The following is a 26,055-nucleotide window of genomic DNA, read 5'->3' as shown; positions in this document are numbered from 1 at the left end:
TTCCTGGCGCTCGCTAATGTGATCCAGTCCCGGTTCTCGGGTTTACCGTTTCACGCCTGAACCACCATAATTCACATGATTTCGCCCAAGGAGACCGCCTTGTCGAGCGCGTCCACTCTCGCCATTGATTCATCGGTGCTGCTGGTGCAGCTTTCCGATAGTCATCTATTTGCCGAAGAGGACGGACGACTCCTGGGCATGAATACCTCCGACAGCCTGCAGCGGGTGATCGAGCGGGTACTGGAAGAACAGCCACGCATCGACCTGGTGCTGGCCACCGGCGACCTGTCCCAGGACGGCAGCATCGAGTCCTACGAGCGTTTCCGCGACCTGTGCTCGGTGATCCCCGCCAACAGCCGCTGGTTCCCCGGCAACCATGATGAAGTGCAGGTGATGGAACAGGTTTGTGCCGGCACCGACCTGCTCGAGCCGATCATCGACTTCCCGGCGTGGCGCGTGGTGCTGCTGGATTCCACCATCAGCGGTGCGGTTCCCGGGCACATGCCGCCGGAACAGCTGGAGCTGCTGGAGCGCGCCGTGAGCGAGGCGCCGGACAAGCACGTGCTGATCAGCTTCCATCATCACCCGGTGCCCATCGGCTGCCGCTGGATGGACCCGATCGGCGTACGCAACCCGGATGCCCTGTTCACCGTGCTGGACCGCTTCCCCCAGGTGCGCGCCGTGCTCTGGGGCCATGTGCACCAGGAGTTCGACCAGATGCGCAAGGGCGTGCGCCTACTGGCGTCGCCTTCCACCTGCGTGCAGTTCGCGCCGGGCAGCGAGGAGTTCCAGGTCGACACCGAGGCGCCGGGCTATCGCTGGCTGCGTCTGCGGGACGACGGCGTGCTGGAAACCGGCGTATCGCGGGTGACCGGTATCGACTTCGAAGTGGATTACAGCGTCAAAGGTTATTGACCTTAGCGCTGCGGCACGGCAAGAAGTACAGCTTGCCCGCCAGACTTGCCAGGATGCCGCGTGTCGACCGAACAGCCCTCCCTTCTCTATATCCACGGCTTCAACAGCTCGCCCGAGTCGCAGAAGGCGCGCCAGCTCAGCGCGCTCATGCAGCGCCTGGGCCTGGCTGAGCAGCTGCGCGTACCGGCCCTGCACCACCAGCCACGCGAGGCCATCGCGCAGCTCGAGGAGGCCCTGGCCGCGCTGGGTCGGCCGACGCTGGTAGGCAGCTCCCTGGGCGGCTACTATGCGACCCACCTGGCCGAGCGGCACGGGCTCAGGGCCATCCTGATCAACCCGGCGGTGGCCCCGCACCGGTTGTTCGATGGCCAACTGGGACCGCAGAAGAACTATTACAGCGGCGAGACCTGGGAGCTGACTCAGGCGCATGTGGATGCCCTGGCCGAGCTCGAGGTGCCGCCCCCGCAGGACCCGGCCCGCTACCAGGTGTGGTTGCAGACGGCCGACGAAACCCTGGACTACCGCCATGCCGAGCGCTACTACCGCGCCTGCGCCCTGCGCATCGAGGCCGGTGGCGACCATGGTTTCCGGCAGTTCCCTGCCCACCTGCCGGCCTTGCTGGCGTACGCCGGTTTTCCCGCCCAGTTATGGCGTGATATCGACTTTTCCACCCTTTGACGAAGAGACCCCATGGCCCAGCAGAACGCTTACAACGCAGACGCCATCGAAGTCCTTTCCGGCCTCGACCCGGTGCGCAAGCGCCCGGGCATGTACACCGATACCAGCCGGCCCAACCACCTGGCCCAGGAAGTCATCGACAACAGCGTCGACGAAGCGCTGGCCGGGCACGCCAAGAGCGTGCAGGTGATCCTCCATGAGGACAACTCGCTGGAAGTGATCGACGACGGCCGTGGCATGCCGGTGGACATCCACCCCGAAGAAGGCGTGCCCGGTGTCGAGCTGATCCTCACCAAGCTCCACGCGGGCGGCAAGTTCTCCAACAAGAACTACCAGTTCTCCGGCGGCCTGCACGGCGTGGGCATCTCGGTGGTGAACGCCCTGTCGACCCTGGTCGAGGTGCGGGTCAAGCGCGATGGCAGCGAATACCGCATGACCTTCGCCGACGGCTTCAAGTCCAGCGACCTGGAAGTGATCGGCAGCGTCGGCAAGCGCAACACCGGCACCAGCGTGCACTTCTGGCCCGACGCCAAGTACTTCGACTCGCACAAGTTCTCCGTCAGCCGCCTCAAGCACGTGCTCAAGGCCAAGGCGGTGCTCTGCCCGGGCCTGCTGGTGAGCTTCGAGGACAAGGCCAGCGGCGAACGCATCGAGTGGCACTACGAAGACGGCCTGCGCTCCTACCTGGTCGACGCCGTCAGCGAATTCGAACGCCTGCCGGCCGAGCCGTTCTGCGGCAGCCTGGCGGGTAACAAGGAAGCGGTGGACTGGGCCCTGCTGTGGCTGCCCGAAGGCGGCGACAGCGTCCAGGAAAGCTACGTCAACCTGATTCCCACGGCCCAGGGCGGCACCCACGTCAACGGCTTGCGCCAGGGCCTGCTGGATGCCATGCGCGAGTTCTGCGAGTTCCGCAACCTGTTGCCTCGTGGCCTGAAACTGGCCCCGGAAGACGTCTGGGAGCGCATTGCCTTCGTCCTCTCGATGAAGATGCAGGACGCCCAGTTCTCCGGCCAGACCAAGGAGCGCCTGTCCTCCCGCGAGGCTGCGGCCTTCGTCGGTGGCGTGGTCAAGGATGCCTTCAGCCTGTGGCTCAACGCCCACCCGGAGCTGGGGCTGCAGCTGGCCGAGCTGGCCATCAGCAACGCCGGTCGCCGCCTTAAGGCGGGCAAGAAGGTCGAGCGCAAGAAGATCACCCAGGGCCCCGCATTGCCGGGCAAGCTGGCCGATTGTGCCGGCCAGGACCCGATGCGCTCGGAGCTGTTCCTGGTGGAGGGTGACTCCGCCGGCGGCTCGGCCAAGCAGGCGCGGGACAAGGAATTCCAGGCGATCCTGCCGTTGCGCGGCAAGATCCTCAACACCTGGGAAGTGGACGGCAGTGAAGTCCTGGCCAGCCAGGAAGTGCACAACATCGCCGTGGCCATCGGGGTCGACCCGGGGGCCGAGGACATGAGCCAGTTGCGCTACGGCAAGATCTGCATCCTCGCCGACGCCGACTCCGACGGCTTGCACATCGCCACCTTGCTCTGTGCCCTGTTCGTCCAGCACTTCCGCCCGCTGGTGGATGCCGGCCACGTCTACGTCGCCATGCCGCCGCTGTACCGCATCGACCTGGGCAAGGAGATCTACTATGCCCTGGATGAAGCCGAGCGCGACGGCATTCTCGACCGCCTGGTGGCGGAGAAGAAACGCGGCAAGCCGCAGGTCACCCGATTCAAGGGGCTGGGTGAAATGAACCCGCCGCAACTGCGCGAGACCACCATGGACCCGAACACCCGGCGTCTGGTGCAGTTGACCCTGGAAGACGTCGAGGCCACCGCGGAAATCATGGACATGCTGCTGGCGAAGAAACGCGCCGGTGACCGCAAGTCCTGGCTGGAGTCCAAGGGCAACCTGGCCGAGGTCCTGGCGTGAAGGTGAGTTTCCTTCTCGCCCTGCTGCTGGTCGTCTCGCCCCTCTGGGCCGCAGCGCCGATCGAGGAGCTCAAGCTCAGTGCCGAGTACCCGGTGGAGGGGGTCGCCGAAGGCAACCTCTCCGGCATCGCGCTCTGCGGCAAGGAGCTGTTGGTGGTGTCCGACCGGCTCGATGATCGCCTGTTCCACCTGACGGCAGTCGACGGTGTGATGCGCGCCGAGGCCGAGCTTTTCGCCGCGCCGCCGCCGCCCGAGAGCGGCTTGCCCTGGGGCGTGCGTGCGCGCACCTGGGCGATGAGCATGATGCGCGGCAACGAACTGGATTTCGAGGGCATCACCTGTGATGCCGCCGGCAATCGCTACCTGGTCAGCGAGGCCCACGCCGCCGTGCTGCAGGTGAACGCCATGGGCAGCGCCGAGTGGCTGCGCATTTCCGCAAGCCTGGTTCGCCAGGCGCGTGCCAGTGGCATGTTGCTGCACTTCAATGCGTTGCTGGAAGGCATCGCCATCGACCCTGCCGGCGAGCGCCTGTGGCTGGCGGCCGAGCGTGAGCGCCGTGGCCTGATGGTGCTGCACAAGAAACCATCCACCTGGGCATGCGCGGGCGGTTGCGTGCTGTTCAGCGAGGCCGGCGAGGATATCCCGCCACCCGACCTGGGCCGCGCCGTACCCATGCCCAAGGACTTCTCCGACCTGGCCGTGCACAAGGGCAAGCTGTTCACCCTGGAGCGCCATGCCCACCGTATCTGCCGCCGCGACCCGGCCAAGGGCAGTGTCGAGCGCTGCTGGTCCTTCGCTGCCGAGGCGCTCACGCCACCCCGTCGCTACGAGGCCGACTGGGGCCTGGCGGAAGGGCTATGGGTGGACGCCGACGGCGCCTGGATCGTTCTCGACAACGGCGGCATGACCCGCGCCGATGGCGAGCAGCGGCCCATCGTCTGGCGCTTCGCCAAGCCCACTGGAGGCTGGGACGCGCCATGAGCGAACAAGCGCCGGGCAAGCGCGCGGGGAGGGTCATGCTGATCCTCGCCTGGGGCATCGCCATGCTCCTGGCCACGCACTTCTTCGGCCGCTGGGAAGATGGTCAGCGCAACCCCAATCAGGTGCCCGAGTCGGTACGCGGCGACGGCTTCGTGGAAGTGCGTCTGGCCAGCAGCCGCCAGGGGCACTACCTGATGAACGGGCGCATCGACGGCCAGCAGGTGACCTTCCTGCTGGATACCGGCGCCACCGCCGTGGCGGTGCCCGAAGCTCTGGCCGGCGAACTGGGCCTGGAGCCCGGCGAACCCATCACCCTGAGCACCGCGAATGGCCGCAGCAGCGGTCATCGCACCCGGCTGCGCGAGCTGCAGCTGGGGGAGATCGTCCTCGCCGATGTGCCCGCGATCATCGCCCCGGGCATGGACGGCGACGAGGTGCTGCTCGGCATGAGCGCCCTCAAACAACTCGAATTCACCCAGCGCGACGGCACCCTGGTGCTGCGCCAACACCTGTCACCGTGAGGCACGCATGAGCGAACCCCTCGATCTGAGCCTGGATGGCGTGGAGCGTCGCTCCCTCGCCGAATTCACCGAACAGGCTTATCTCAACTATTCCATGTACGTGATCATGGACCGCGCCCTGCCGCACATCGGCGACGGCCTCAAGCCCGTGCAGCGGCGCATCGTCTATGCCATGAGCGAACTGGGCCTGGATGCCGACTCCAAGCACAAGAAGTCGGCGCGTACCGTCGGCGACGTGCTCGGCAAGTTCCACCCCCATGGCGACTCCGCCTGCTACGAAGCCATGGTGCTGATGGCCCAGCCCTTCAGCTACCGCTACACGCTGGTGGATGGCCAGGGCAACTGGGGTGCGCCGGACGACCCCAAATCCTTCGCCGCCATGCGTTACACCGAGGCGCGGCTGTCGCGCTATTCCGAAGTGCTGCTCAGCGAACTGGGCCAGGGCACCGTGGATTGGGGCCCGAACTTCGACGGCACCCTGAACGAGCCGCTGGTGCTGCCGGCGCGTCTGCCGAACATCCTGCTCAACGGCACCACCGGCATCGCCGTGGGCATGGCCACCGACGTGCCGCCGCACAACCTGCGCGAGGTTGCTGCCGCCTGCGTGCAGCTGCTGGATGAGCCCAAGGCCACCATCGAGCAGCTGTGCGAGCACATTGCCGGGCCGGACTACCCGACCGAGGCGGAAATCATCACGCCGCGCGCCGACCTGCTGAAAATCTACGAGACCGGCCGTGGCTCGGTGCGCATGCGTGCCGTGTACCAGATCGAGGATGGCGACATCGTCGTCACCGCGCTGCCGCACCAGGTCTCCGGTGCCAAGGTGCTGGAGCAGATCGCCGCGATGATGCAGGCCAAGCCTTCCAAGGCGCCGCAGATCGCCGACCTGCGTGACGAGTCCGATCACGAGAACCCCTGCCGCATCGTGATCATCCCCACCAGCAGCCGTGTCGATCACGAAGCGCTGATGCAGCACCTGTTCGCCAGCACCGACCTCGAGTCCACCTACCGGGTGAACATCAACATCATCGGCCTGGACGGCAGGCCCCAGGTCAAGGACCTGCGCACCCTGCTTACCGAGTGGCTGACCTTCCGCGTCGGCACCGTGCGCCGGCGCCTGCAGTTCCGCCTGGACAAGGTTGAGCATCGCCTGCATTTGCTGGAAGGCCGCCTGATCGCCTTCCTCAACCTCGACGAAGTCATCCGCATCATCCGCACCGAGGACCAGCCCAAGCCGGTGCTGATGGAGCGCTTCGGCCTCACCGAGATCCAGGCCGAATACATCCTCGAGACCCGCTTGCGCCAACTGGCCCGCCTGGAGGAGATGCAGATCCGTGGCGAGCAGGAAGAGCTGGCCAAGGAACGTGACAAGCTCCTGGCCCTGCTGGGCAGCGAAGCCAAGCTGAAGAAGCTGGTGCGCAAGGAAATCCTCGAGGACGCCGAGAAGTACGGCGACGACCGTCGCTCGCCCATCGTCGCCCGTGCAGAAGCCAAGGCGCTGACCGAGCACGACCTGCTGCCGAACGAGAAGGTCACCGTAGTGCTGTCGGAGAAGGGCTGGGTCCGCTCCGCCAAGGGCCACGAGATCGACGCCACCAGCCTGTCCTATAAGGCCGGTGATGGCTTCAAGGTTGCCGCGCCGGGGCGCTCCAACCAGTACGCCGTGTTCATCGACTCCACCGGCCGCAGCTACTCGCTGGCTGCCCATACCCTGCCGTCTGCCCGTGGCCAGGGCGAGCCGCTTACCGGCCGCCTGACCCCGCCGCCGGGGGCGACCTTCGAATGCGTGCTGCTGCCCGAGGACGATGCGCTCTACGTGATCGCCTCGGACGCCGGCTATGGCTTCGTGGTAAAGGGCGAGGACCTGCAAGCCAAGAACAAGGCCGGCAAGGCCCTGGTCAGCCTGCCCGCCGGTGCTCGAGTGGTCGCGCCACGCCCGCTCACCAGCCTCGAGGAAGACTGGTTGGCAGCGGTGACCACCGAAGGCCGCCTGCTGCTGTTCAAGGTCGCCGACCTGCCGCAGCTGGCCAAGGGCAAGGGCAACAAGATCATCGGCATCCCCGGTGATCGCGTGGCCAGCCGCGAGGAGTACCTGACCGACCTGGCAGTTTTGCCGGCCGGCGCTACGCTGGTGCTCCAGGCCGGCAAGCGCACCCTTTCGCTCAAGGCCGACGACCTGGAGCACTACAAGGGTGAGCGTGGCCGGCGTGGCAACAAGCTGCCACGCGGCTTCCAGCGCGTCGATGCGCTGCTGGTTGAGGTGCCGGCCTAAGCCTGCACCTGCCGCTCGTCGGCTGCCATTCGACGCACGAGGCTGGAGTCATCCGTCACATTGGCGGATGATATGTCCCCTCGGGCCGAACGCGGTTGTGGCGGGCGCCCCGAACATCAATGAATCCGACTGCGGGTCGCCGTGCGGCGGCCCTGGGTGAGAAAGATGAAGCGTCTTCCCTTGTTAGCGCTGCTGACCGGCCTTCTGGGCCTGGGCGGTTGCGTTCACAACGCGCCGGTACCCATGTACCAGCTCGACAGCGGCACCGCCGAACTGCCGGACCAGTCCGCCGGCATGGCCGTGCTGCTCGGGCCGGTTTCGGTTGCCGATTACCTGCAGCGCGAAACCCTCCTGCAACGCCAGCCCGATGGCAGCCTGACCGCCTCCACCGATGGCCGCTGGGCCGGTAGCCTGGCCGGTGACATCGACCAATTGCTGCTGCGCCAGCTGTCGTGGCGCCTGGACAGCCAGCGTCTGGTCCTGGCCCCCGCCAACCCCGGCTTCACGCCCGAGATCCAGGTGCTGTTGAGCATCAGCCGTCTCGATTCGGGCCCTCAGCGCCCTGCGGTGCTGGAGGCCCAATGGCGCGTGCTGGACAAGGCCGGCCAGCTGCGTGACAGCCGCCTGGTGCGCCTGGAGCAGCCCCACAGCGGCACCGCCGCCGACCAGGTGCGGGCCCAGAGCCAACTGCTGCAACAACTGGCCGAGCAACTGGCCGGTGCGGTCAAACCCCTCTCTGGCCAGCCTGCCGCTGCCGCCGAGGAGCCGCGCAAGGCCACTGCCGCCCCGGCGCGTGCCCGTGAGCCCGTACCGCCGAAGATCCCCATGGCCGCCCCGGTGCGCACCGATGTGGAAGTGTTCCGCTTCTGATCGCCGCCGATGAACGAAAAAGCCCGCATGATGCGGGCTTTTTCATGGGCTGCGAATTGTGCTGATTGGCCGGGCATTCACTCGGCGCGGCGCTTGCCGAACAGGCGCCGCAGGCCAAAGCCGCCGAGAGCCAGGACCAGGCAGGGCAGGCCCACCCAGCGCGCTTCGGAGAGCAGCACATCCAGCCCACGCTGGGTGAAGAAGCCGCCGATGAAGGGTGACACCTCGATGGGACGCCAGGGCAGGAAGTAGCGCTGCAGGTCCCAGGGCCAGAACCAGGCCACGCCCAGGCCGCCGTCGGTCAGGGCGTCCAGCAGGCTGTGGCTGAGGGTCGAGAGTCCGACGAACAGGCCGGCCTTCAGCGGGCCGCAGCGCAGCAGCGGAGCGATCAGGGCGCCGAACAGGGCGCAGCAGCCGGTGAATAGCAGTGAATGGCTGAAGCCCCGGTGGCCGAAGGCGTCGGCGTAGGCGATGCCCAGCTTGAAGGCAGCAACGTCGGCGTCCGGCAGGCAGGCGAAGAACAGCCCGGCCAGGAGCAGGCGCGGCGGGATCACGCGGCTGCCGAGGGCGATGCCCACCGCGAGGACGGGCAGGGGATGGGTGATCAGGGTGGTCATGGCGCCTTCCTTGGCGCCGGGGCTCAGCGGCGCCCGGCGTCGTGCATGCGGGCCAGCTGGCGTTCCAGCAGCGAGGGGTAGGGGTCCAGCAGGCGTTCGACGCAGCAGGCGCCTTCCGGGCTGGCGATGGGGCGTACACGGGCACGCTGGCGCACCAGGCCGTCGTCGGCGATGGCGCGCTCCACCAGCAGCAGGTTGCGGCTGTGCTGGCTCAGCGCCAGGGCGTTCTGGGTGGTGTCATCCAGCAGCAGGTCGCCCTGGCCGAGGCCGGCGAGGCTGTCGCCGAGGGTCAGGCCGAGCTGCAGCTGCAGGGTGATGCCACTGTCGGCCACTTCGATCTGCAGGGCGTGGCCGAGGGCACGCAGCAGCTCGCCGCAGCAGAGCGCGTGGGTCAGGTGGTCCTCACCGCTGTCGGCGCTGTGGAACAGCATCAGGCTGCTGCCATCGTTGAGGGTGTGCAGTTCGCTCTGATAGAGCTGGGCGGCCTGGTCGAGGCAGTCACGGTAGCGTTGCAGCAGGTCCAGCAGGCGGGTGCGGGGCAGACGGCGCAGCTGGTCCTGGGCGCCCAACTGGACGGCCAGCACGGCACTGCGGTGCAACTCGTCGCGCGCTTCGGGCTCGGCTTCCGGCTCTGGAGCCACCACGGCGGGTGGCGCTTCCTCGCGCGGACGCAGGTCGGCGAAGGGATCGTCCTCGTCCGGGGTGAACAGGCGGCTGGGGCGCTCTTCCTCGACGGCGTCGCTGTCGTAGCTGTCATCGCGCAGGTCGCGGATCTCGAAGGCCGGCTCGTCGTCGCCCTGCTCTTCGGAGAAGTCTTCTTCCTCGTCCAGGTACTGCTCTTCGATCTCGGGTTCCGGCTCGGGCTCGGGCTTTTCCGGCACCAGGCGTGCCTGCAACTGGCGGGCGAGGTCGCCGATTTCGTCCTGGCGGCCGGCGCCGGGTGCGGGGTCGTCCGGGTCGCGCAGCCACACCCGCAGTTGCAGCAGCGGCGTGGAGATGTGCCGGCCGAGGCGCAGGCTGAGGGACAGCGCCAGGGCCAGGAGGATGAGGCTGAGCAGGCCCATGCTCTGCAGGCTGATGGTCATGGGCTGCTGGAACTGCTGCATGTCCAGGCTCAGGCGCAGGTGCCCGGCTATCACTTCCTGGAAGGTGATGGGCGTGGAATACAGCCCTTCGACCTCACCCAGCAGGCCCTGCTTCGGGCGCGAGCCGGCTTCGGCGAGGATGCGGTTGTCCACGCTGTAGATGGCCGCATGGGCCACCAGGGGGTTCTTCACCAGGTTGTTGAGCAGCACGTTGAGGCTGAGGATGTCGTTGGACACCAACAGCTCGGTGGCGGAAGCGGCGGTCTGCGCGGTGAGGCTCTGGCCCAGGGCGTCGGCTTGCTGCTGCATCGCCTGCTTGAACTGCATGCCCATCACCCAGGCGTAGATCACCAGGGCCAGGGCTACCAGCAGGAGGCTGTGGCTGGCGATGCGCAAGGCGATCGGCACACGGCGCTGGCGCAGGGCGTGGAAGATCAGCAGGAAGAAGTTGTCGGGTTTGACGGGCGTAGGCCGGTTCACAGAGCTCGGCTCTTCTCGGACGGAATTGTGGCGCAGTATAACGGCGCCCCCTAGCAGGGCAAAGCGCCCGGCATGCTCGTCAGACCGTGAAAGTGGGTAGAATGTGCGCCTTTTCCACTGCGGGAGGTGCGCCTTGCGCGAAATAGTCCTGATCAACATCACCGGGGAAGACCGTCCCGGCCTCACCGCCGCGATTACCGGTGTACTCGCACAGGGCGGGGTGAACATTCTCGACATCGGCCAGGCGGTCATCCACGACACCCTGTCGTTCGGCATCCTGGTGGAGATCCCCGATACCGAGCAGGCTTCCTCCGTGCTCAAGGACGTGCTTTTCACGGCCTACAAGCTGGACCAGCAGGTGCGTTTCACCCCGGTTTCCGAGGAGGATTACCAGGTGTGGGTCGGTGGCCAGGGCAAGCCCCGGCACATGGTGACCCTGCTGACCCGCAAGGTCACCGCCGAGCAGCTGCAGCGCGTCAGCGCCATTACTGCCAAGTACGGCCTGAACATCGACCATATCGATCGCCTGTCCGGGCGCATGCCGCTGGACATGCCGGCGAGCCAGGGCAAGGGCTGCATCGAGTTTTCCGTGCGCGGCGAGCCGGCCGACCCGGTGGCGCTGCGCGCCGAATTCCTCAGCGTGGCCCAGGAGCTGAACGTCGATATCGCCTTCCAGCGCGACTCGGTGTTCCGCCGCAACCGCCGCCTGGCAGTGTTCGACATGGATTCCACGCTGATCGAAGCCGAAGTGATCGACGAGCTGGCCAAGGCCGCCGGGGTCGGTGAGCAGGTGGCCGAGATCACCGAACGCGCCATGCGTGGCGAACTGGATTTCCGCGCCAGCTTCAAGGAGCGCCTGGCGCTGCTCAAGGGCCTCTCCGAGGACGTGCTGGAAGAGATCGGTGCCTCGCTGCGCCTGACCGAAGGCGCCGAGACTCTGTTCGCCGAGCTCAAGCGCCTCGGCTACAAGACCGCGATTCTCTCCGGTGGCTTCAGCTACTTCGCCAAGCAGTTGCAGGCCAAGCTGGGCATCGACTACGTATTCGCCAACGAGCTGCAGATCGAGGACGGCAAGCTCACCGGCGTGGCCGTCGAGCCGATCGTCGACGCCCAGCGCAAGGCCGACCTGCTGCGCGAGCTGGCGGAGAAGGAAGGGCTGCGCCTGGAGCAGACCATCGCCGTGGGCGACGGTGCCAACGACCTGCCGATGCTGGCGCTGGCCGGCTTGGGCGTGGCCTTCCGCGCCAAGCCGCTGGTCAAGCAGTCGGCGAAGCAGGCCATCTCCACCCTGGGGCTGGACGGCATCCTCTACCTGCTGGGCTTCCGCGACCGCGACGGCCTGGAGTGAGTGACGCTTAAACGAGAAAGCCGCCCGAGGGCGGCTTTTTCTTTGGGCGGTTGGGAAGGCGGCTTATTCGTCGCCGGACGAGAAGTCGTAGTCCATCGACTGGCTCGGGCCCTGCAGGTAGTAGCCCTGGATGTAGTTGACCCCGGCCTGCCAAAGGGTGGCCAGGACACTGGCGCTCTCGACATAGGGCACGATGGTCAGCTTGGCCTGGGAGTGCAGGCTGGCAAGCAGGGTCTTCAGCGCTTCCTGGCTTTCCGCCTTGCTCAGGTCCTGGGTGAAGGAGCCATCCACTTTCACGAAGTCGATGTTCAGGTGCTTGAGCGTGTTGAACGGGTTGAGCGCGCAGCCGAACTGGCTCAGGGCGACCTGGCAGTGCAGCTCGGCGAGGCCCTGGGTCAGGGCCTTGGCCTGCTTCAGGTAGGCGATGGCGTCCGGCTCGCTGAACTGGAAGATCAGCGCATCGGACGGCAGGCGTGCGGCCTTGAGGGCGACGCTGAGCCACGGCAGCAGGGTCTGGTCCTGCAGGCTGACGCCGGACAGGTGGACGAACAGGCGCGTGCTGTGGCCCTTGGAGCGGTGCTCGGACAGCAGCTTGATGGAGTTGAGGATCACCCAGCGGTCGATCTTCTCGGCCAGCCCGGCTTCCCGTGCCGCGCCGAGGAAGTCGGCTGGCGGTACTTCGTCGCCCTGGGGGCTGAGCAGACGCAGGAGGACTTCGTAGTGTTCGAAGTTGTCGCCGCGCAGGCTGATGATCGGCTGGAACAGCAGGCGGAAGCTGTTGTTCTCCAGGGCCTGCTGGACCATGGCCACCAGGCTGCCGCGGTTGGCGGCGGCGGCCAGTTCGCTGGCCGGGTTGTACAGGCGCACTTCATTGCCGTCGGTGATCTCGTCCGCGCAGCGATGGGCGCGATCGATCACTTCCTGGGCCTTGGGCGTGGTCTCGTTGAGGCCGGCGACACCGATGGACAGGCTGAACTGCACGGTGCGGCCGCTGACGTCGAACAGGTGGCCTTCGACCTTCTTCAGCAGCGTACCCAGGCCTTCGCGGGCCTGCTCCGGGGTGATACCCGGTTGCAGCACGCTGAACACGTCGTCACCGAAGCGCGCCAGTTGCGCGTCGGCCGGGAAGTGGGCGCGCAGCAGGTTGGCCAGGTCGGTGAGCAGCAGGTCGCTGCCGGCGATACCGACGTCCGCCAGCAGGCCGGAGTAGCGGTCGACGCGGATGTAGGCGAGGGAGGCGGGCTGGCCGGCATTCACCGCGCGGTCGGCGGCGGCGTCCATCAGCTCGCTGAAGTGGTTGCGGTTGTACAGGCCGGTGACCAGGTCCTGGCTGCTGATCTCGCGCAGTTTCTCTTCCAGCTCGGCGCTGGCCGTTTCCGCGCGGATCACCACCTGGATGCACGGCTCGCCGTCATAGGTGGCGGGGGAGAAACTCATGCGCGCCTGGAAGCTCTGGCCGTCGACCTTGGCACCCGAGCAGGTCAACTCGGCGCTGCCGTCGCCACTGCGGTAGTTCTTGAGGAAGTCCTTGAACACCACCTGGTCGCAATTGGCGATCAGGTCGATCATCGGCATGCCTTCCAGCTCTTCCGCATCCTCGTAGCCGAACATCTCGACATAGGCGCGGTTGGCGTAGATGTGCATGCCGTCGTGGACGTAGGTGATGGCGTCGACCGAGCTGTCCAGCAGCAGCTGGCAGCGTTTCTCCGCTTCACGCAGGCTCACTTCGGCTGCGCGACGGGAGCGACGTTCTTCGAGGTTGGCCAGTTCACGGTTGGCGACCAGCACCAGGCGCTCGTCCTCGCCCTGGGGCAGGGCATCCTGGGCGCCAAGGGCCAGGGCCTCGGTGATCAGGTCCGAGTCGTTCTCCGTCACCAACTGGATGAAGGGAATGTCCTTGGCCTGACGGCGGATGGCGTTGAGGGCTTCGCCAGGGGAGAGGTTGTCACTCTCGGGGGCGGCGATGAGCAGGTCCCAGCTCTGCTGGAGGACCTCGGCGAGGTCATCGCTGGAGACCAGGCGATGCACACGGGTCGCGCGACCCGAGTTGCGAAACAGGCTGACCAGGCGCTCGGCTTCGTTCTGCGAGTCTTCCAGGATCAGCAGACGGATGGTTTTCTTTTCGATTGCCATGGCGTGTGCTTAGACCGCGCCGAACGGGCGCTAATAGGCGACAAATGGTGATGGCACGGGAATCTACAGCGACTTCCAGAGGGAGTCAAAATCTTCCTCCCCCGCAGCGCTTTGCTCGCTGGAAGCTGTGACGGGCTTCCCGGGATTCTCGCTTTCCTGCTCGAAGGCGCGGTATTCGAACTGGTTGAAACTGCCGGTGGTGGTCTGACGGCTGGTGAGTACCGCGCGACGCTCCTTGCCCTGAATGTTGATCTGTACCTTGTTGCCCTCCTGGAAGGGCAGGCGCGGGGTGATCAGGGTGGCCGGGCGCGAGATGGCGCTGATTTCCGGCAGCAGCAGGGCGCGCAGGTAATGGCTGTGCTGGTCGGCCTTGCGCAACAGCTGCAGGCCGCAGGCCTGGGCGTGGGGGGCGATCAGTTCGATACCCATCTGCGTGCCGCCACCGCGGACCTGGCGGATCCAGCGCACCACGGCAACGCTCCAGCCCTGGCCGGGGGCGTCCTGCACACCCAGGAGCTCGCCGGCCTGCAGCTGGCTGGGGACTTCCTTGGGCCAGCTCAGGCAGTAACCGCCCGGGCTGTGGTTGACGATGGTCAGGGCGAAGGTCGGGTAGCTCTCTGCGCTGGGGGCTGCGGCGGCGTGCTGCGGCGAGGTGTCGCCGCTGACCACGGGCTTGCTGTACTGGATCTCTTCGTAGGGCAGGCCGGCTTCCCAGTTCTGGTTGGGTTGGGCGTCGAAGGCGTTGCCCCAGATATCGCCCTCGTCCTTGTTGATCGGCTTGAACACGGCCTGGCCGACTTCGACCGGGAGCTTGAGGATTTCGCTGAACGGCTTGCTGCCGGAGATGAAGAAGTGCAGGGCGCTCATGCCGATGCACAGGGTCAGGGTGCCGCGGCCCGGGTTGCGCTGGAAGGTGCGCTCGGAAATGTCGCCCCACGCGGAGCTCAGGTGCTGCAGCAGATCCAGGGTGATGCCTTCGGGAACCTGCAGGCGCGCCTTGTCACGGCTTTCGTTGGGCAGCAGCAGGTATTCCTTGATCGCGTCCACCAGCGGCAGCGGGTCGATGCCCAGCAGGTTGGGCAGCTCGCTGTCCTGGAACAGCGACTTGTAGCGCGGCGGGCCGTCCACCTGGGTGGCGACGGCGAACAGCGTGGTCGGCTCGTTGCCGCGTTGCAGACGCACCAGCCCGCTCCAGGGTTCGAGCACCTCGGCAAGGCGGGCGATGTTGTTCTGGCGCATCTGGTTGCAGCGCGAGCAGCCCAGCAGCAGGGCCACGAGGTAGGTCTGCTCGACGCTCAGGCCTTCGGTGTGACGGGCTAGGTTGTCGCGGATGATGGCGCGCTGGACTTGGCGGGAGACGGCAATCTGGTAGAGCTGATGCAGCTCCAGCCACAGGCCTTCGGGCACGGGGCAGTAGAGCTGGCTGGCGCGGATCAGTGCACCGTTGAGGCTGTGCATGGCCCGCTGCAGGGCGATGGTCAGCAGTTGCGCGCCTTCCTTGGACTGGCGCGACGATTCCTGGGCAACGATCTGCTTGTAGCCGATGGCAAGGTGGTTCTGCAGGGCCTGGCAGAGGTTGGCGACCTTGCGCGGTCGCTCGTCGAGGACGATGGCCTGGTTGAGGAAGTGACGCTCCAGGTGCTGGCAGACGTAGTAGACCTCGGGGCGCAGCAGTTCGAGCAACTGCAGGCGGTTTTCACTGGCGGTGACGAGCTGGTTGAGCTCCACGAGGGCCTGGTAGAGCTGGCGCGCGGTCTCGCCGAGGTTGGCCTTGGGCAGTCCGGAAATCCAGCGTTTCAGATCACGCGGGGAGGCATCGCAGAAGGACAGGCTCTGCTTGTTCGGAGTAGGAACACGCAATAACAGGTGGGGACTCTGTTTGTCCATGTAGCTCGAATACTCCAACTGCAGCGGGCAAGACGTGCGGAAATTTCACTCGCACTCTAGCAGCATCCCTTGCGGCCCGCAGCCCATCGCGGGGTTGGTATGGCAAAGTGCTGCTACGGAATGGACGGCGAGCCGGGCGGCTGCACTGCAAGGTTGGACATTCGGTCGCAGCCTTGCGTTCAACCCGGCCCGCCCGGTTTATCAGGCCTGCGCGGGCTGTGCCAGCAGTTCGCCCATGCTCACCGCGCTGCCGGCGGCGAGGCCTTCGGCCCAGCGGATCTGCTGCGGGCCGAAGAGCACGATGGCGGTGGAGCCCAGCTTGAAGCGGCCCAGCTCGGCGCCCTTCTCCAGGCTGATCGGCGCACGTGCGGCTTCGTCGTAGCGGAAGGTCTTCAGCTCGCGCTTGGGGGGCGTTACCAGGCCAGCCCAGACGGTCTCGATGGAGGCGACGATCATCGCACCCACCAGCACCACGGCCATCGGGCCACGTTCGGTGTCGAACAGGCAGACCACGCGTTCGTTGCGGGCGAAGAGTTCGGGCACGTTCTCGGCGGTGCTCTGGTTCACCGAGAACAGGCGGCCGGGCACGTAGACCATTTCACGCAGGGTGCCGCCCAGGGGGGCGTGCACACGGTGGTAGTCGCGGGGCGACAGGTAGATGGTGGCGAAGTCACCGCCCATGAAGGGCGCGGCGCGCTCGGCGTCACCGCCCAACAACTCCAGCACGCTGAAGCTGTGGCCCTTGGCCTGGAAGATACGGCCGTGCTCGATGGGGCCGAGCTGGCTGACCGCACCGTCGGCCGGGCAGAGGATGGCGCCGGGCGTCGGGTCGAGCGGGCGCGCGCCCTCTTTCAGGGCGCGGGTGAAGAAGGCGTTGAAGTGCTCGTAGGCGGTGAGGTCTTCGACCAGGGCTTCGCTCATGTTCACCTGGTAGCGGCGGGCGAACCAGGCGGTGAAGGCGTTCTTGAACCAGCGCACGCGGCACTCCGCCACGCAGCCGGCCAGGCGCGAGAGCAGGTGATGGGGCAGCAGGTATTGGCTGATGATGAACAGGCGTTCTTTCATGGGTGTTCCTTGTTTACCGGAGGCTCAGGCCTCGACAGGGGTATCCGGGTGGTTGCCCCACTCCGACCAGGAGCCGGCGTAGCCCTTGACGCGGGGGTAGCCCAGCGCCTTGGCCACCAGGTAGGTGAAGCCGGAGCGGTGGTGGGTCTGGCAGTGGGTGACGATTTCCTTGTCCGGGGTGATACCGAGCGATTGCAGGATCTCGGCGATGTCTTCACGGATGCGCAATGCGCGCTGAGGGTCCATGCCGGCGGTCCATTCGAAGTTCACCGCGCCGGGGATGTGTCCACCCTTGGCCGCCAGCACCTTGGTGCCGGCGTATTCGCCGGGGCCGCGTGCGTCCCAGATGGCCAGGTCGGCGGCACCGAGGCGACTCTGCAGGTACTCGCGGGTGGCGGTGGGCTCGTCGTGGATCACCAGCGGCAGCGGGCCGCCGGCCGGGGCCGGAGTTTCGGTCGAGGTGGCGCGGCCATCGGCCAGCCAGGCGTGCAGGCCGCCGTTCAGGTAGTGGTAGCGGCCGTGGCCGATCACATCCAGCAGCCAGATGAAGCGCCCGGCCCAGCCACCGCCCTCGTCGTCATAGACCACATAGGTGGCGTCGCTGCGCTGGCCTAGTTCGCCGAACAGGGTTTCGAGGTCCGCCTTGGCGGGCAGCAGGCCGGGGGCCGGGGCCTGGCCGAGCTGGGTGCGTTTGGGGTCGACGAAGCGGGCGCCGGGAATGTGGCCTTCGGCGTAGCGCGCGGCGCTGGTCAGGTCCACCAGGATCAGGTCGGGCGCATCGAGTCGAGCTGCCAGGTCGGCCGGTTCGATCACCAGTGGCAGGCCGGAAAAGGCGGACATTGAACACTCCGGAAGAGAATGAAAGAGGCGGATTGTAGCGGAAAGGTCAGCGCCCGCGCGTGGCAAAGCTGGCCAGGGCGCGCTCGATGCATTGCACGGTCTTTCCGAAGGCCTGGAGGCTGACATCGGCGAAGGACTGGCCGCCCTGGTCGGCGATCAGCAGCAGGGCGACACGACCGTTGGCAGGGATGGAGCGCAGCAGCACGTGGTCGGCCGGGAACAGTGCCTTGAGGTTGCCAGGTATCAGTGCGGAGTACTGGGCGGCGTTCTCCGGCGTCAGGCGCAGCTGGCCGGGTTGCGCGAGCAGGCGGCGCAGCACCTGGCTCTGGGTCGGGTCCAGTTGCAGGCCGGCGGCTTCCCTGGGCAGCCCGGCGCTTTGCTGCACCGCCAGCCGGCTCTGGGTGCGATCGGTGAGCAGGATCAGGCAGCGGCGCATGCCGCAGGCCGTGAGGGCGTCGCGGGCACAGCCGGTAAGCTGGACGATGTTGGCGAAGGGGCTGGGCTCCTTCAGCAACTGACCACAATGCTGGCGCCATTCGCTGAGTGCGGCGGCGGGGGGCGGGGTCGGCTTCACTTTCTCGGTCGGCCAGCGGCTGCAATCCCAGGGCCAGATCAACGCCTGGGCCGGGTGCCAGAGGTCACTGCGCGCGTGCTTGCGGGCGCTGTCGGCAGCGTGCTGGTGGATGAGCTGCTGCAGCTCGGTCAGCGGCAGTTGCATGTAGAGGCCGGTGAGGCGCTGCCAGCGCAGGCTGTGGTCGCAGGCCCAGGAGTCGTGGGCGGACAACGCCAGCCCGTTGGCCAGCAATACCGTGTTGCCCGGCTGGGTGAGCCAGCGGCGCAGGGCCGGGTCGGCATCGAGCATCTGCTGCTGATGCAGGGGGTGCTCGTTGTCACGGGCGATGTGCAGGGCCTTCACCAGCATGCGCCGGTCGGCGTTGAGCAGGCGGTAGCCGTAGGTGATCCAGTCCGGCAGCTTCCAGTGTTCGGCCAGGGCCTGGCACAGGCGCAGCAGTGGTACGCCGAGCAGTTCGAGTTCCACCTTGCGCGCCGGCTCGCCACGGACGATGACGCGGGTTTCCCAGGCGGCGAACAGCTGCGGGTGCAGGGCCAGCAACGGCCAGAGCGGGGACAGGAACAGCAGGCTGTTCCAGTGGATTTCCTGCCACAGGCGCGCCAGGCGGGCGGCGAACAGGCCGCTGGCCTGTTGCGACGCGTGCTGGCTGATCAGTTGCAGTTGGCGCAGTGCCAGGGGGATATCGGTTTCGTTGACGGCTGGCAGGCGGTTGAGCAGCTCTTCTGATCGCTTCAGACCGAGGCGCGTGAGGGCCACTTCCAGGCTTTCCGCCGGGCTGTCGAGGGAGGAACCGGTGCGGTTGGCCTCACGCATGATGCTCAGTGCCAGGCCGGGACTATCCTGAATCAGGTCAGCGATCTCGCGCATCGAACGGCGGCTGTCGCCCAGGGCGCGGCGCACCCGTTCATGGCTTTCCGCCGGAATCGGGAGGCGGACGCCGTCGAGTTGTTTGATCCAGGCGTCGAGGCTGCTGGGTGGGGGCATCTGCGTCTTCATGAGGTTTGAGCCAAACTGGCTTTTCGCCTTAACTGGCTATAGTCTGGCGCATAAGTTCCGATAATTAGAAGGGTTGTTTTCATAACCCTATTACTGACCCTTCAAGTCTCACTTTATGGCAAAAATAATCGGCATCATCGTCGTATTCGCCACCGTTCTCGGCGGATATGTCCTTTCCCACGGTAAGATCGGTGCCCTGATACAGCCTTTCGAGGTGTTGATCATCGGTGGCGCGGCGCTCGGGGCCTTCCTCCAGGCCAACCCGGGCAGCACCTTCATGCATGTGCTGAAAAAGTCGCTGAAGATGTTCGGCTCGCGCTTCACCCATGCCTTCTATCTGGAAGTGCTGCGCCTGCTCTACGAGATTCTCAACAAGAGCCGCCGCGAAGGGATGATGGCCATCGAGGCCGATATCGAAGACCCGGCCGCCAGCCCGATCTTCAGTAAGTACCCGGGCATCCTCAAGGATGCCGGGATGGTCGCGTACATCAGCGACTATTTGCGCATCATGTCTTCCGGCAACATGGCGCCCCACGAACTCGAAGGTTTGTTCGACATGGAACTGAACAGCCTGAAGGAAGACCTCGAACACCCCTCCCACGCCGTTACCCGCATCGCCGATGGCCTGCCGGGCTTCGGTATCGTTGCGGCGGTACTGGGTATCGTGGTGACCATGGCGCTGCTCGGCCAGGTCGAGCAGTCTGCGCTGGGCCAGCACGTGGGTGCGGCCCTGGTGGGTACCTTCCTCGGTATTCTCGCGGCCTACGGTTTCTTCGGCCCCTTGGCCGTCTGCCTGGAGCACGACGCGAAGGAAGAGCTCAACGTCTACGAAGCCATCAAGGCTTGCCTGGTTGCCTCGGCGTCCGGGATGCCTCCGTCGCTGGCGGTGGAGTTCGGGCGCAAGGTTCTATACCCCGCACATCGCCCGAGCTTCAGCGAGCTCGAGCAGGCCGTTCGCGGTAGCTGACCGGGGCTGAACCATGGATAACAACCAGCCGATCATCGTCAAGCGGGTCAAGAAGATCGCCGCTGGGCACCATGGCGGTGCCTGGAAGATCGCCTTCGCCGACTTCGCCACCGCGATGATGGCGTTCTTTCTGGTGCTCTGGCTGATGTCCTCGGCCACGCCCGAGCAGAAGAAGGCGATTTCTGGTTACTTCCAGGACCCCATCGGTTTCACCGAAAGCGCCAGCCCTTATGTGATCGACCTCGGCGGTACGCCGACGCCGGCGCCGGACCGTACGCTCAACCCCGAGCTGAAGGACGCCCCTGACGCCCAGGAGGCGGCGATCGACTCGACCAACAAGCAGGTGGACGCCAAGCAGGTGGAAACCCTGGCCGACCAGATCGAGAAGGAACGCCTCGAGATGCTGCTGCAGGAGCTGCAGAACAAGGTCGACGAGAACCCCGAGCTGCGCAAATTCAAGGATCAGATCCTCTTCGAGATCACCCAGGATGGTTTGCGCATCCAGATCATGGACGCCGCCAACAGGCCCATGTTCGACCTCGGCAGCGCGCGCCTGCAGCCCTATTTCGAAGACATCCTGCTGATCATGGCCGAGACCATCAAGGCCGTGCCGAACAAGATCAGCATCAGCGGCCACACCGATGCCAAGCCCTTCGCCGGGGTCGGCGAGTTCGGCAACTGGGAGCTTTCCGCCGGCCGCGCCAACGCTGCCCGTCGGACACTGGTGGCGGGCGGGTACCCCGATGATCAGGTCGCACGGGTGGTGGGCTACGCCTCCTCGGCGCTGTTCGACCGCGAGGACCCCTTCAACCCGGTCAACCGGCGTATCGACATCATCGTGCTGACCAAGAAGGCCCAGCGCGATATCGAAGGCTCCCATGGCGACCAGAACGCACCCGCTGAAGAGGGTACGCCGCCGGCTACGCCTGCCAGCGGCACTCAGCCCGCCATCCCGGGTGCGACTTCGGGAACCCAGGCCACGCCGCCGGGCGTCGCCGCGCCGCTGCAACCCCAGGAACTGCAGCAGAAGCTGAACATCTTCGAGGACGGCGTGCTGAAGATGGACGAGAACAATCAGCCCTGACCGGCAGCCACCCTGAATGAAAAAGGCCACGCGATTGCGTGGCCTTTTCGTTTTCGGCGCCTGTCAGTACTCGGGTTCCGGCAGGCTTTCGAGGATGTGCCGGTAGCTCGACATGCGCTGGGGCTGCACGCGGCCGTCCTCCAGCGCCTTGAGCAGGGCGCAGCCGGGCTCGCGGTCGTGCTTGCAGTCGCGGAAGCGGCAGGTGCCGAGCAGGTCGCGGAACTCGATAAAGCCGGCTTCCACATCGTGGCGGCTGACGTGGCCCAGGCCGAATTCGCGGATGCCGGGGGAGTCGATCAGCTCGCCGCCACCGGGGAAATGGAACAGTCGCGCGGTGGTGGTGGTGTGGGTGCCCTTGCCGGTCAGCTCCGAGAGCGGGCCGACGCGGGTGTCGACACCGGGCAACAGGCTGTTGACCAGGGAGGATTTACCGACGCCGGACTGGCCGACGAACACGCTGACGTGGCCGTCGAGGCGTGTCTGCAGATCTTCCATGCCACCGCCGCCGTGTGCCGAGACTTCCAGCAGCGGATAGTCGAGCTGCCGATAGACGCCCAGCAGCGAGTCGAGCATCGCGCTGTTGTCATCGTCCACCAGGTCGGCCTTGTTCAGCAGCAGCAGCGGCTGGATGCCGGCATGCTCGGCGGCTACCAGGTAGCGGTCGATGAGGTTGGCGTGCGGGTGGGGCAGGGGAGCGAAGACGATGACGATCAGATCGACGTTGGCCGCCACCGGCTTGAGCAGGCCGCGCATGTCCGGCCGGCACAGCTCGCTGGTGCGCGGCAATTGCGCGACGATCACGCCGCTGCTCTGGTTGCCCGAGCGCCAGACCACGCGATCGCCGGTAACCAGCGCTGGCAGGTTGGCGCGCAGGTGGCAGCGGAATACCTGGCCGGCGATCTCGCCTTCCAGCGCCTCGACCTCGACCTGCACGCCGAAGTGGGCGATCACCAGGCCGGTCTGTTCGGGGCCGAGATCGCCGCCTTCCAGCTCGTCGAGCGCGCGTGATTCGCGCTTGGCCGCACGGGCGGCGCGCTCTTCCTGGATCTTCTCGATGCGCCAGCTTTGCCGGCGGCTGAGGTGGCGTTTGGCCATGGAACTTCCACTGATTGAAAACGGCGGCGAGTTTAGCACGGGCAGCCCGGCGCACCGGGCTCTAAGCTAGAATGCGCGCCTTGCCTTGGAGAGCGAACATGCAGAACGCACAGAACCTGATCTGGATCGACCTGGAAATGACCGGTCTCGATCCCGATAACGACGTCATCATCGAAATGGCCACCATCGTCACCGACAGTGATCTCAACGTGCTCGCCGAAGGCCCGACCATCGCCGTGCACCAGAGCGACGAGATTCTTGCCGGCATGGACGAGTGGAACACCCGCCAGCATGGCCAGAGCGGCCTGACCCAGCGCGTGCGCGAGAGCCGCATCAGCGCCGCCGAGGCCGAGGCGCAGACCCTGGCCTTCCTGGAGCAGTGGGTGCCCAAGGGCAAGTCGCCGATTTGCGGCAACAGCATCTGCCAGGACCGCCGCTTCCTCTATCGCCATATGCCCAAGCTGGAAGGCTACTTCCACTACCGCAACCTGGACGTCTCCACCCTCAAGGAGCTGGCCGCGCGCTGGGCGCCCCATGTGCGTGACGGCTTCAAGAAAAGCAGCACCCACCTGGCCCTGGACGACATCCGCGACTCCATCGCCGAGCTGCGCCACTACCGCGAGCACTTCATCAAGGTCTGAGCCGTTTCAGGCGGCCTGGTGTCGGGCGAGGGCCCACTCCACGTGTTCGCGCACCAGTTCCGAGGGGTGCTCGCGCCGGGCGCGCAGGGCCTCCAGCACCGGGATGGTCGAGGGGGCGTTGCCCAGGCCGACCGCCAGGTTGCGCAGCCAGCGTTCGTAGCCGGCGCGGCGTAGCGGCGAGCCTTCGGTACGGGTGAGGAACTCCTCCTCGTTCCAGGTGAACAGCTCCGCCAGGGCCGCATTGTCCAGGCCGTGGCGGGGCTGGAAGTCGCCCTGGTCGGTGGGGCGGGCGAAGCGGTTCCAGGGGCAAACCATCTGGCAATCGTCGCAGCCGAATACGCGATTACCGATCAGCGGGCGCAGCTCTTCCGGGATCGAGCCCTTGAGCTCGATGGTCAGGTAGGAGATGCAGCGCCGCGCGTCCAGTTGATAGGGCGCGACGAAGGCGGCGGTGGGGCAGATGTCCATGCACGCCGAGCAGCGGCCGCAATGTTCGCTGCCGTGGGGTGCATCCACCGGCAGCGGCATGTCGACGAACAGTTCGCCAAGAAAGAAGTAGCTGCCGGCCTTGCGGTTGAGCACCAGGGTGTTCTTGCCGATCCAGCCGAGGCCCGCCTGTTCGGCGATGGCCTTCTCCAGTACCGGCGCGCTGTCGACGAAGGCGCGATAGCCGAAGGGGCCGATGGCCTGCTGGACCCGCTCGGCCAGTTGCTGCAGGCGCTTGCGGATCAGCTTGTGGTAGTCGCGGCCCAGTGCGTAGCGCGAGACGTAGGCCTTCTCCGGCTGCCCCAGTACCTGCGCCATGCGCGTGTCGCCGGGCAAATAGTCCATGCGCAGAGAGACCACCCGCAGCGTGCCGGGGACCAGCTCGTCCGGGTGGGAGCGCTTGCTGCCGTGGGCGGCCATGTAATCCATCTCGCCCTGGTAGCCCGCGTCCAGCCAGCGCTGCAGGTGCGCCCCGTGCTCGCCCAGCTCCACCCCGGTGATGCCCACTTGCTGGAAACCGAGCTCGCGTCCCCAGTCCTTGATGGACTGCGCGAGGTCGGTGAGTTGTTCGGGAGATAGGGGCATGCTGGAGGGAAACCGCAATCGAGGTGCGTATAATTCTGCCAGACCTAGCCCTGAACGCCGAATCGCATGCCCGACCCAATCGATGACCTGCCGCTCGTCCTCTATTCATCTGCCCAGGTACGCGAGCTGGATGCACGCCTGATCGCCGCCGGTACGCCGGGGTTCGAGTTGATGCAGCGTGCCGCCCACGCCACCTGGCGCGCCCTGCGTCGTCGCTGGCCGAATGTGGCTGAGCTGACGGTTCTAGCTGGCCGTGGCAACAACGCCGGGGATGGCTACCTGATCGCTGCGCTGGCCCTGCGCGCGGGGTGGCGCGCCCAGGTGCTGGCCGTGGGTGATGCCACTGCTCTCGAAGGGGACGCTGCGCTGGCGCGGGATGAGGCGCTGAGCGCCGGTGTGCCCATCCTGTCGTGGAACGAGACGGCAGACCTGCAGGGCGTCGTGGTCGATGCGTTGCTGGGAACCGGACTCGTCGGTGAGGTTCGCGAGCCTTATGCCGAGGCCATCCATTGCATCAATGCCAGCCACCTGCCGGTGCTCGCGGTGGATGTCCCTTCCGGCCTCTGCGCCGATACTGGCCGCGTGCTTGGCGTTGCAGTGCGCGCCGACCTCACCGTGACCTTCATTGGCCTCAAGCTGGGCCTGTTTACCGGCGCTGCACCCGATCGGGTCGGCGAACTGGTTTTCGACGGCCTGCAGGCGGACGAAGCGATCGTCGCCAGCCAGCTGTTCGTCGCCCGGCGCCTGGCCGTCGATGGGCTCGACCTCCTGGCCTCGCGCCCGGCGACTGCTCATAAGGGGCGCTACGGCCGCCTGCTGGTGGTGGGCGGTGACCTGGGCACCGGTGGTGCGGCCTTGCTCAGCGCCGAAAGCGCGCTGCGCAGCGGGGCCGGCATGGTGTCGCTGGCCACCCGGGGCGAGCACGTTGGCGCGGCACTGTCGCGCATGCCCGAGGTGATGAGCGTGGGGGTTGCGTCCGCCAACCAACTGCGTGGCCTGGCGGCTGCGTCCAGCGTATTGGTGGTCGGCCCCGGGCTCGGCCAGGGCGCCTGGGGGCGCAGCCTGCTGAGCGCCGTGACTGCACAGGAGATACCCCAGGTCTGGGATGCCGATGCCCTCAATCTGCTGGCCGCGGGTGGGGTCGTTTTGCCCGAGGGGTGCGTGATCACGCCGCACCCGGGGGAGGCCGCGCGGCTTCTGGGTACCAGCATTGCTGAAGTCCAGAAGGATCGTCCCGCCGCCGCCCTCGCGCTTGCCCGTCGCTATCGCACCACCGTGGTGTTGAAGGGCGCCGGCAGCCTGATCGCGGGTGCCGATGGCCGCCTGGCGCTCTGTGATCGCGGCCATCCCGCCATGGCCGGCGCCGGGCTGGGAGATGTGCTCGCGGGTGTCATCGGTGCCCTGCTGGCCCAGGGCATGGCGCCGTTCGAGGCTGCCTGTCTGGGCGTCTGGCTGCATGCCAGCGCTGGCCAACTGCTGGGTGCCCAGGGGCGTGGGCTGGCAGCCAGTGACCTGATTCCTACCATTCGTCAGCTGCTCGAGGAGTGCTCGCCGTGCCTGAGTTGAATCTTTTTGCCGACGGCGAAGACGCCATGCTGGCGCTGGGCGCGCGTCTGGCGCAGGCGACCGGAGGCCGCGGCATCATCTACCTGCACGGTGACCTTGGGGCCGGCAAGACTACGTTGTCGCGCGGCATCCTGCGTGGCCTGGGCCATGGCGGTTCGGTGAAGAGCCCCACCTTCACCCTGGTGGAGCCCTACGAGATCGGCGAGTTGCGCGCGTTCCACTTCGACCTGTATCGCCTGGCCGACCCGGAAGAGCTTGAATTCCTGGGTATCCGCGACTATTTCGAGGGCGATGCGCTGTGCCTGATCGAGTGGCCCCAGAGGGGCACCGGCATTTTGCCAAAGGCCGACATGGACATTACCATTAGCCCCCATGCAGGCGGCCGTACGCTGCATCTGTCGCCGCATACTGAGCGCGGCGAGTCCTGGTGCGCCGCCTTGGCCACGGGAGTATGAACAA

22 protein-coding genes are annotated in these 26,055 nt (G+C 66.5%); 13 read left to right on the top strand and 9 right to left on the bottom strand.

The window, feature by feature from the left end:
• The first annotated feature begins 75 nt into the window (after positions 1–75).
• From cpdA to ACXI0U_RS20910, 7 genes are all read left to right on the top strand, one after another.
• On the top strand, positions 76–915 hold the full coding sequence (gene cpdA, locus ACXI0U_RS20940) for a 3',5'-cyclic-AMP phosphodiesterase (protein WP_184490550.1): 840 nt from the start codon (positions 76–78) through the stop codon (positions 913–915).
• A gap of 45 nt (positions 916–960) precedes the next feature.
• Positions 961–1,593, top strand: a complete 633-nt coding sequence (locus tag ACXI0U_RS20935) for a YqiA/YcfP family alpha/beta fold hydrolase (RefSeq protein WP_431482801.1) — start codon at positions 961–963, stop codon at positions 1,591–1,593.
• Positions 1,594–1,605: 12 nt separating this feature from the next.
• Positions 1,606–3,504, top strand: coding sequence for a DNA topoisomerase IV subunit B (parE, locus tag ACXI0U_RS20930; RefSeq protein WP_021219765.1), 1,899 nt, complete (start codon positions 1,606–1,608; stop codon positions 3,502–3,504).
• Complete coding sequence (locus ACXI0U_RS20925; protein ID WP_479550761.1) at positions 3,501–4,484, top strand: esterase-like activity of phytase family protein; 984 nt, start codon at positions 3,501–3,503, stop codon at positions 4,482–4,484. The genes parE and ACXI0U_RS20925 overlap by 4 nt, the downstream gene beginning before the upstream one ends.
• The gene (locus ACXI0U_RS20920; RefSeq protein ID WP_263403784.1) at positions 4,481–5,005 is read left to right on the top strand and encodes a retropepsin-like aspartic protease family protein; all 525 of its coding nucleotides are present in this window, start codon (positions 4,481–4,483) and stop codon (positions 5,003–5,005) included. Before ACXI0U_RS20925 ends, ACXI0U_RS20920 begins: the two co-directional genes overlap by 4 nt.
• A 7-nt stretch (positions 5,006–5,012) precedes the next feature.
• Positions 5,013–7,277 carry a DNA topoisomerase IV subunit A gene (parC, locus tag ACXI0U_RS20915; RefSeq protein ID WP_021219762.1) on the top strand — a complete coding sequence of 755 codons (2,265 nt, stop codon included), beginning with the start codon at positions 5,013–5,015 and terminating at the stop codon, positions 7,275–7,277.
• 165 nt (positions 7,278–7,442) lie between these two features.
• Positions 7,443–8,147, top strand: a complete 705-nt coding sequence (locus ACXI0U_RS20910) for a PqiC family protein (RefSeq protein WP_031287800.1) — start codon at positions 7,443–7,445, stop codon at positions 8,145–8,147.
• Positions 8,148–8,224: 77 nt separating this feature from the next.
• On the opposite strand, the gene ACXI0U_RS20905 is transcribed toward ACXI0U_RS20910, so the two are convergent.
• Both ACXI0U_RS20905 and ACXI0U_RS20900 read right to left on the bottom strand, forming a co-directional pair.
• Positions 8,225–8,764, bottom strand: coding sequence for a metal-dependent hydrolase (locus ACXI0U_RS20905; protein ID WP_479550760.1), 540 nt, complete (start codon positions 8,762–8,764; stop codon positions 8,225–8,227).
• Between the two features lie 23 nt (positions 8,765–8,787).
• Positions 8,788–10,329 (bottom strand): histidine kinase, encoded by a 1,542-nt coding sequence (locus tag ACXI0U_RS20900; protein ID WP_479550759.1) that lies wholly within the window; start codon positions 10,327–10,329, stop codon positions 8,788–8,790.
• Positions 10,330–10,462: 133 nt separating this feature from the next.
• Here ACXI0U_RS20900 and serB point away from each other — a divergent pair, with 133 nt between their 5' ends.
• Positions 10,463–11,677: a phosphoserine phosphatase SerB gene (gene serB / locus ACXI0U_RS20895; RefSeq protein WP_043242384.1), complete on the top strand. Its 1,215-nt coding sequence runs from the start codon at positions 10,463–10,465 to the stop codon at positions 11,675–11,677.
• 63 nt (positions 11,678–11,740) lie between these two features.
• Here the strand turns inward: serB and ACXI0U_RS20890 are convergent, their stop codons facing one another.
• The 5 genes from ACXI0U_RS20890 to ACXI0U_RS20870 form a co-directional block, all read right to left on the bottom strand.
• The gene (locus ACXI0U_RS20890; RefSeq protein WP_184490543.1) at positions 11,741–13,810 is read right to left on the bottom strand and encodes an EAL domain-containing response regulator; all 2,070 of its coding nucleotides are present in this window, start codon (positions 13,808–13,810) and stop codon (positions 11,741–11,743) included.
• A gap of 63 nt (positions 13,811–13,873) precedes the next feature.
• Positions 13,874–15,697: a molecular chaperone gene (locus ACXI0U_RS20885; protein WP_271659189.1), complete on the bottom strand. Its 1,824-nt coding sequence runs from the start codon at positions 15,695–15,697 to the stop codon at positions 13,874–13,876.
• 201 nt (positions 15,698–15,898) lie between these two features.
• Complete coding sequence (gene asd / locus ACXI0U_RS20880) at positions 15,899–16,762, bottom strand: archaetidylserine decarboxylase (RefSeq protein ID WP_021219755.1); 864 nt, start codon at positions 16,760–16,762, stop codon at positions 15,899–15,901.
• A gap of 24 nt (positions 16,763–16,786) precedes the next feature.
• On the bottom strand, positions 16,787–17,602 hold the full coding sequence (gene rhdA, locus ACXI0U_RS20875) for a thiosulfate sulfurtransferase (RefSeq protein ID WP_021219754.1): 816 nt from the start codon (positions 17,600–17,602) through the stop codon (positions 16,787–16,789).
• 46 nt (positions 17,603–17,648) lie between these two features.
• On the bottom strand, positions 17,649–19,160 hold the full coding sequence (locus ACXI0U_RS20870) for an HDOD domain-containing protein (protein WP_431482797.1): 1,512 nt from the start codon (positions 19,158–19,160) through the stop codon (positions 17,649–17,651).
• 127 nt (positions 19,161–19,287) lie between these two features.
• Between ACXI0U_RS20870 and motA the strand changes: the two genes are divergently transcribed.
• Complete coding sequence (gene motA / locus ACXI0U_RS20865) at positions 19,288–20,139, top strand: flagellar motor stator protein MotA (RefSeq protein ID WP_021219752.1); 852 nt, start codon at positions 19,288–19,290, stop codon at positions 20,137–20,139.
• A 13-nt stretch (positions 20,140–20,152) separates the two neighbouring features.
• Positions 20,153–21,223 (top strand): flagellar motor protein MotB, encoded by a 1,071-nt coding sequence (gene motB / locus ACXI0U_RS20860; protein ID WP_431482796.1) that lies wholly within the window; start codon positions 20,153–20,155, stop codon positions 21,221–21,223.
• Between the two features lie 63 nt (positions 21,224–21,286).
• Here the strand turns inward: motB and rsgA are convergent, their stop codons facing one another.
• Positions 21,287–22,318 carry a small ribosomal subunit biogenesis GTPase RsgA gene (rsgA, locus tag ACXI0U_RS20855; RefSeq protein ID WP_374979110.1) on the bottom strand — a complete coding sequence of 344 codons (1,032 nt, stop codon included), beginning with the start codon at positions 22,316–22,318 and terminating at the stop codon, positions 21,287–21,289.
• 98 nt (positions 22,319–22,416) lie between these two features.
• Here rsgA and orn point away from each other — a divergent pair, with 98 nt between their 5' ends.
• The gene (gene orn, locus ACXI0U_RS20850; RefSeq protein ID WP_021219749.1) at positions 22,417–22,959 is read left to right on the top strand and encodes an oligoribonuclease; all 543 of its coding nucleotides are present in this window, start codon (positions 22,417–22,419) and stop codon (positions 22,957–22,959) included.
• Positions 22,960–22,965: 6 nt separating this feature from the next.
• On the opposite strand, the gene queG is transcribed toward orn, so the two are convergent.
• Positions 22,966–24,030 carry a tRNA epoxyqueuosine(34) reductase QueG gene (gene queG, locus ACXI0U_RS20845; protein WP_431482795.1) on the bottom strand — a complete coding sequence of 355 codons (1,065 nt, stop codon included), beginning with the start codon at positions 24,028–24,030 and terminating at the stop codon, positions 22,966–22,968.
• 66 nt (positions 24,031–24,096) lie between these two features.
• On the opposite strand from queG, the gene ACXI0U_RS20840 reads away from it, so the two are divergent.
• Both ACXI0U_RS20840 and tsaE read left to right on the top strand, forming a co-directional pair.
• Positions 24,097–25,596 carry an NAD(P)H-hydrate dehydratase gene (locus ACXI0U_RS20840; RefSeq protein WP_431482794.1) on the top strand — a complete coding sequence of 500 codons (1,500 nt, stop codon included), beginning with the start codon at positions 24,097–24,099 and terminating at the stop codon, positions 25,594–25,596.
• A 26-nt stretch (positions 25,597–25,622) separates the two neighbouring features.
• The gene (gene tsaE, locus ACXI0U_RS20835; protein ID WP_021219746.1) at positions 25,623–26,051 is read left to right on the top strand and encodes a tRNA (adenosine(37)-N6)-threonylcarbamoyltransferase complex ATPase subunit type 1 TsaE; all 429 of its coding nucleotides are present in this window, start codon (positions 25,623–25,625) and stop codon (positions 26,049–26,051) included.
• The last annotated feature ends 4 nt before the right edge of the window (positions 26,052–26,055 follow it).

This window comes from Pseudomonas sp. C9D1, from assembly GCF_056491235.1.
Note: the sequence above shows the minus strand (reverse complement) of the source record. Positions and strands in the feature narration are given on the sequence as shown.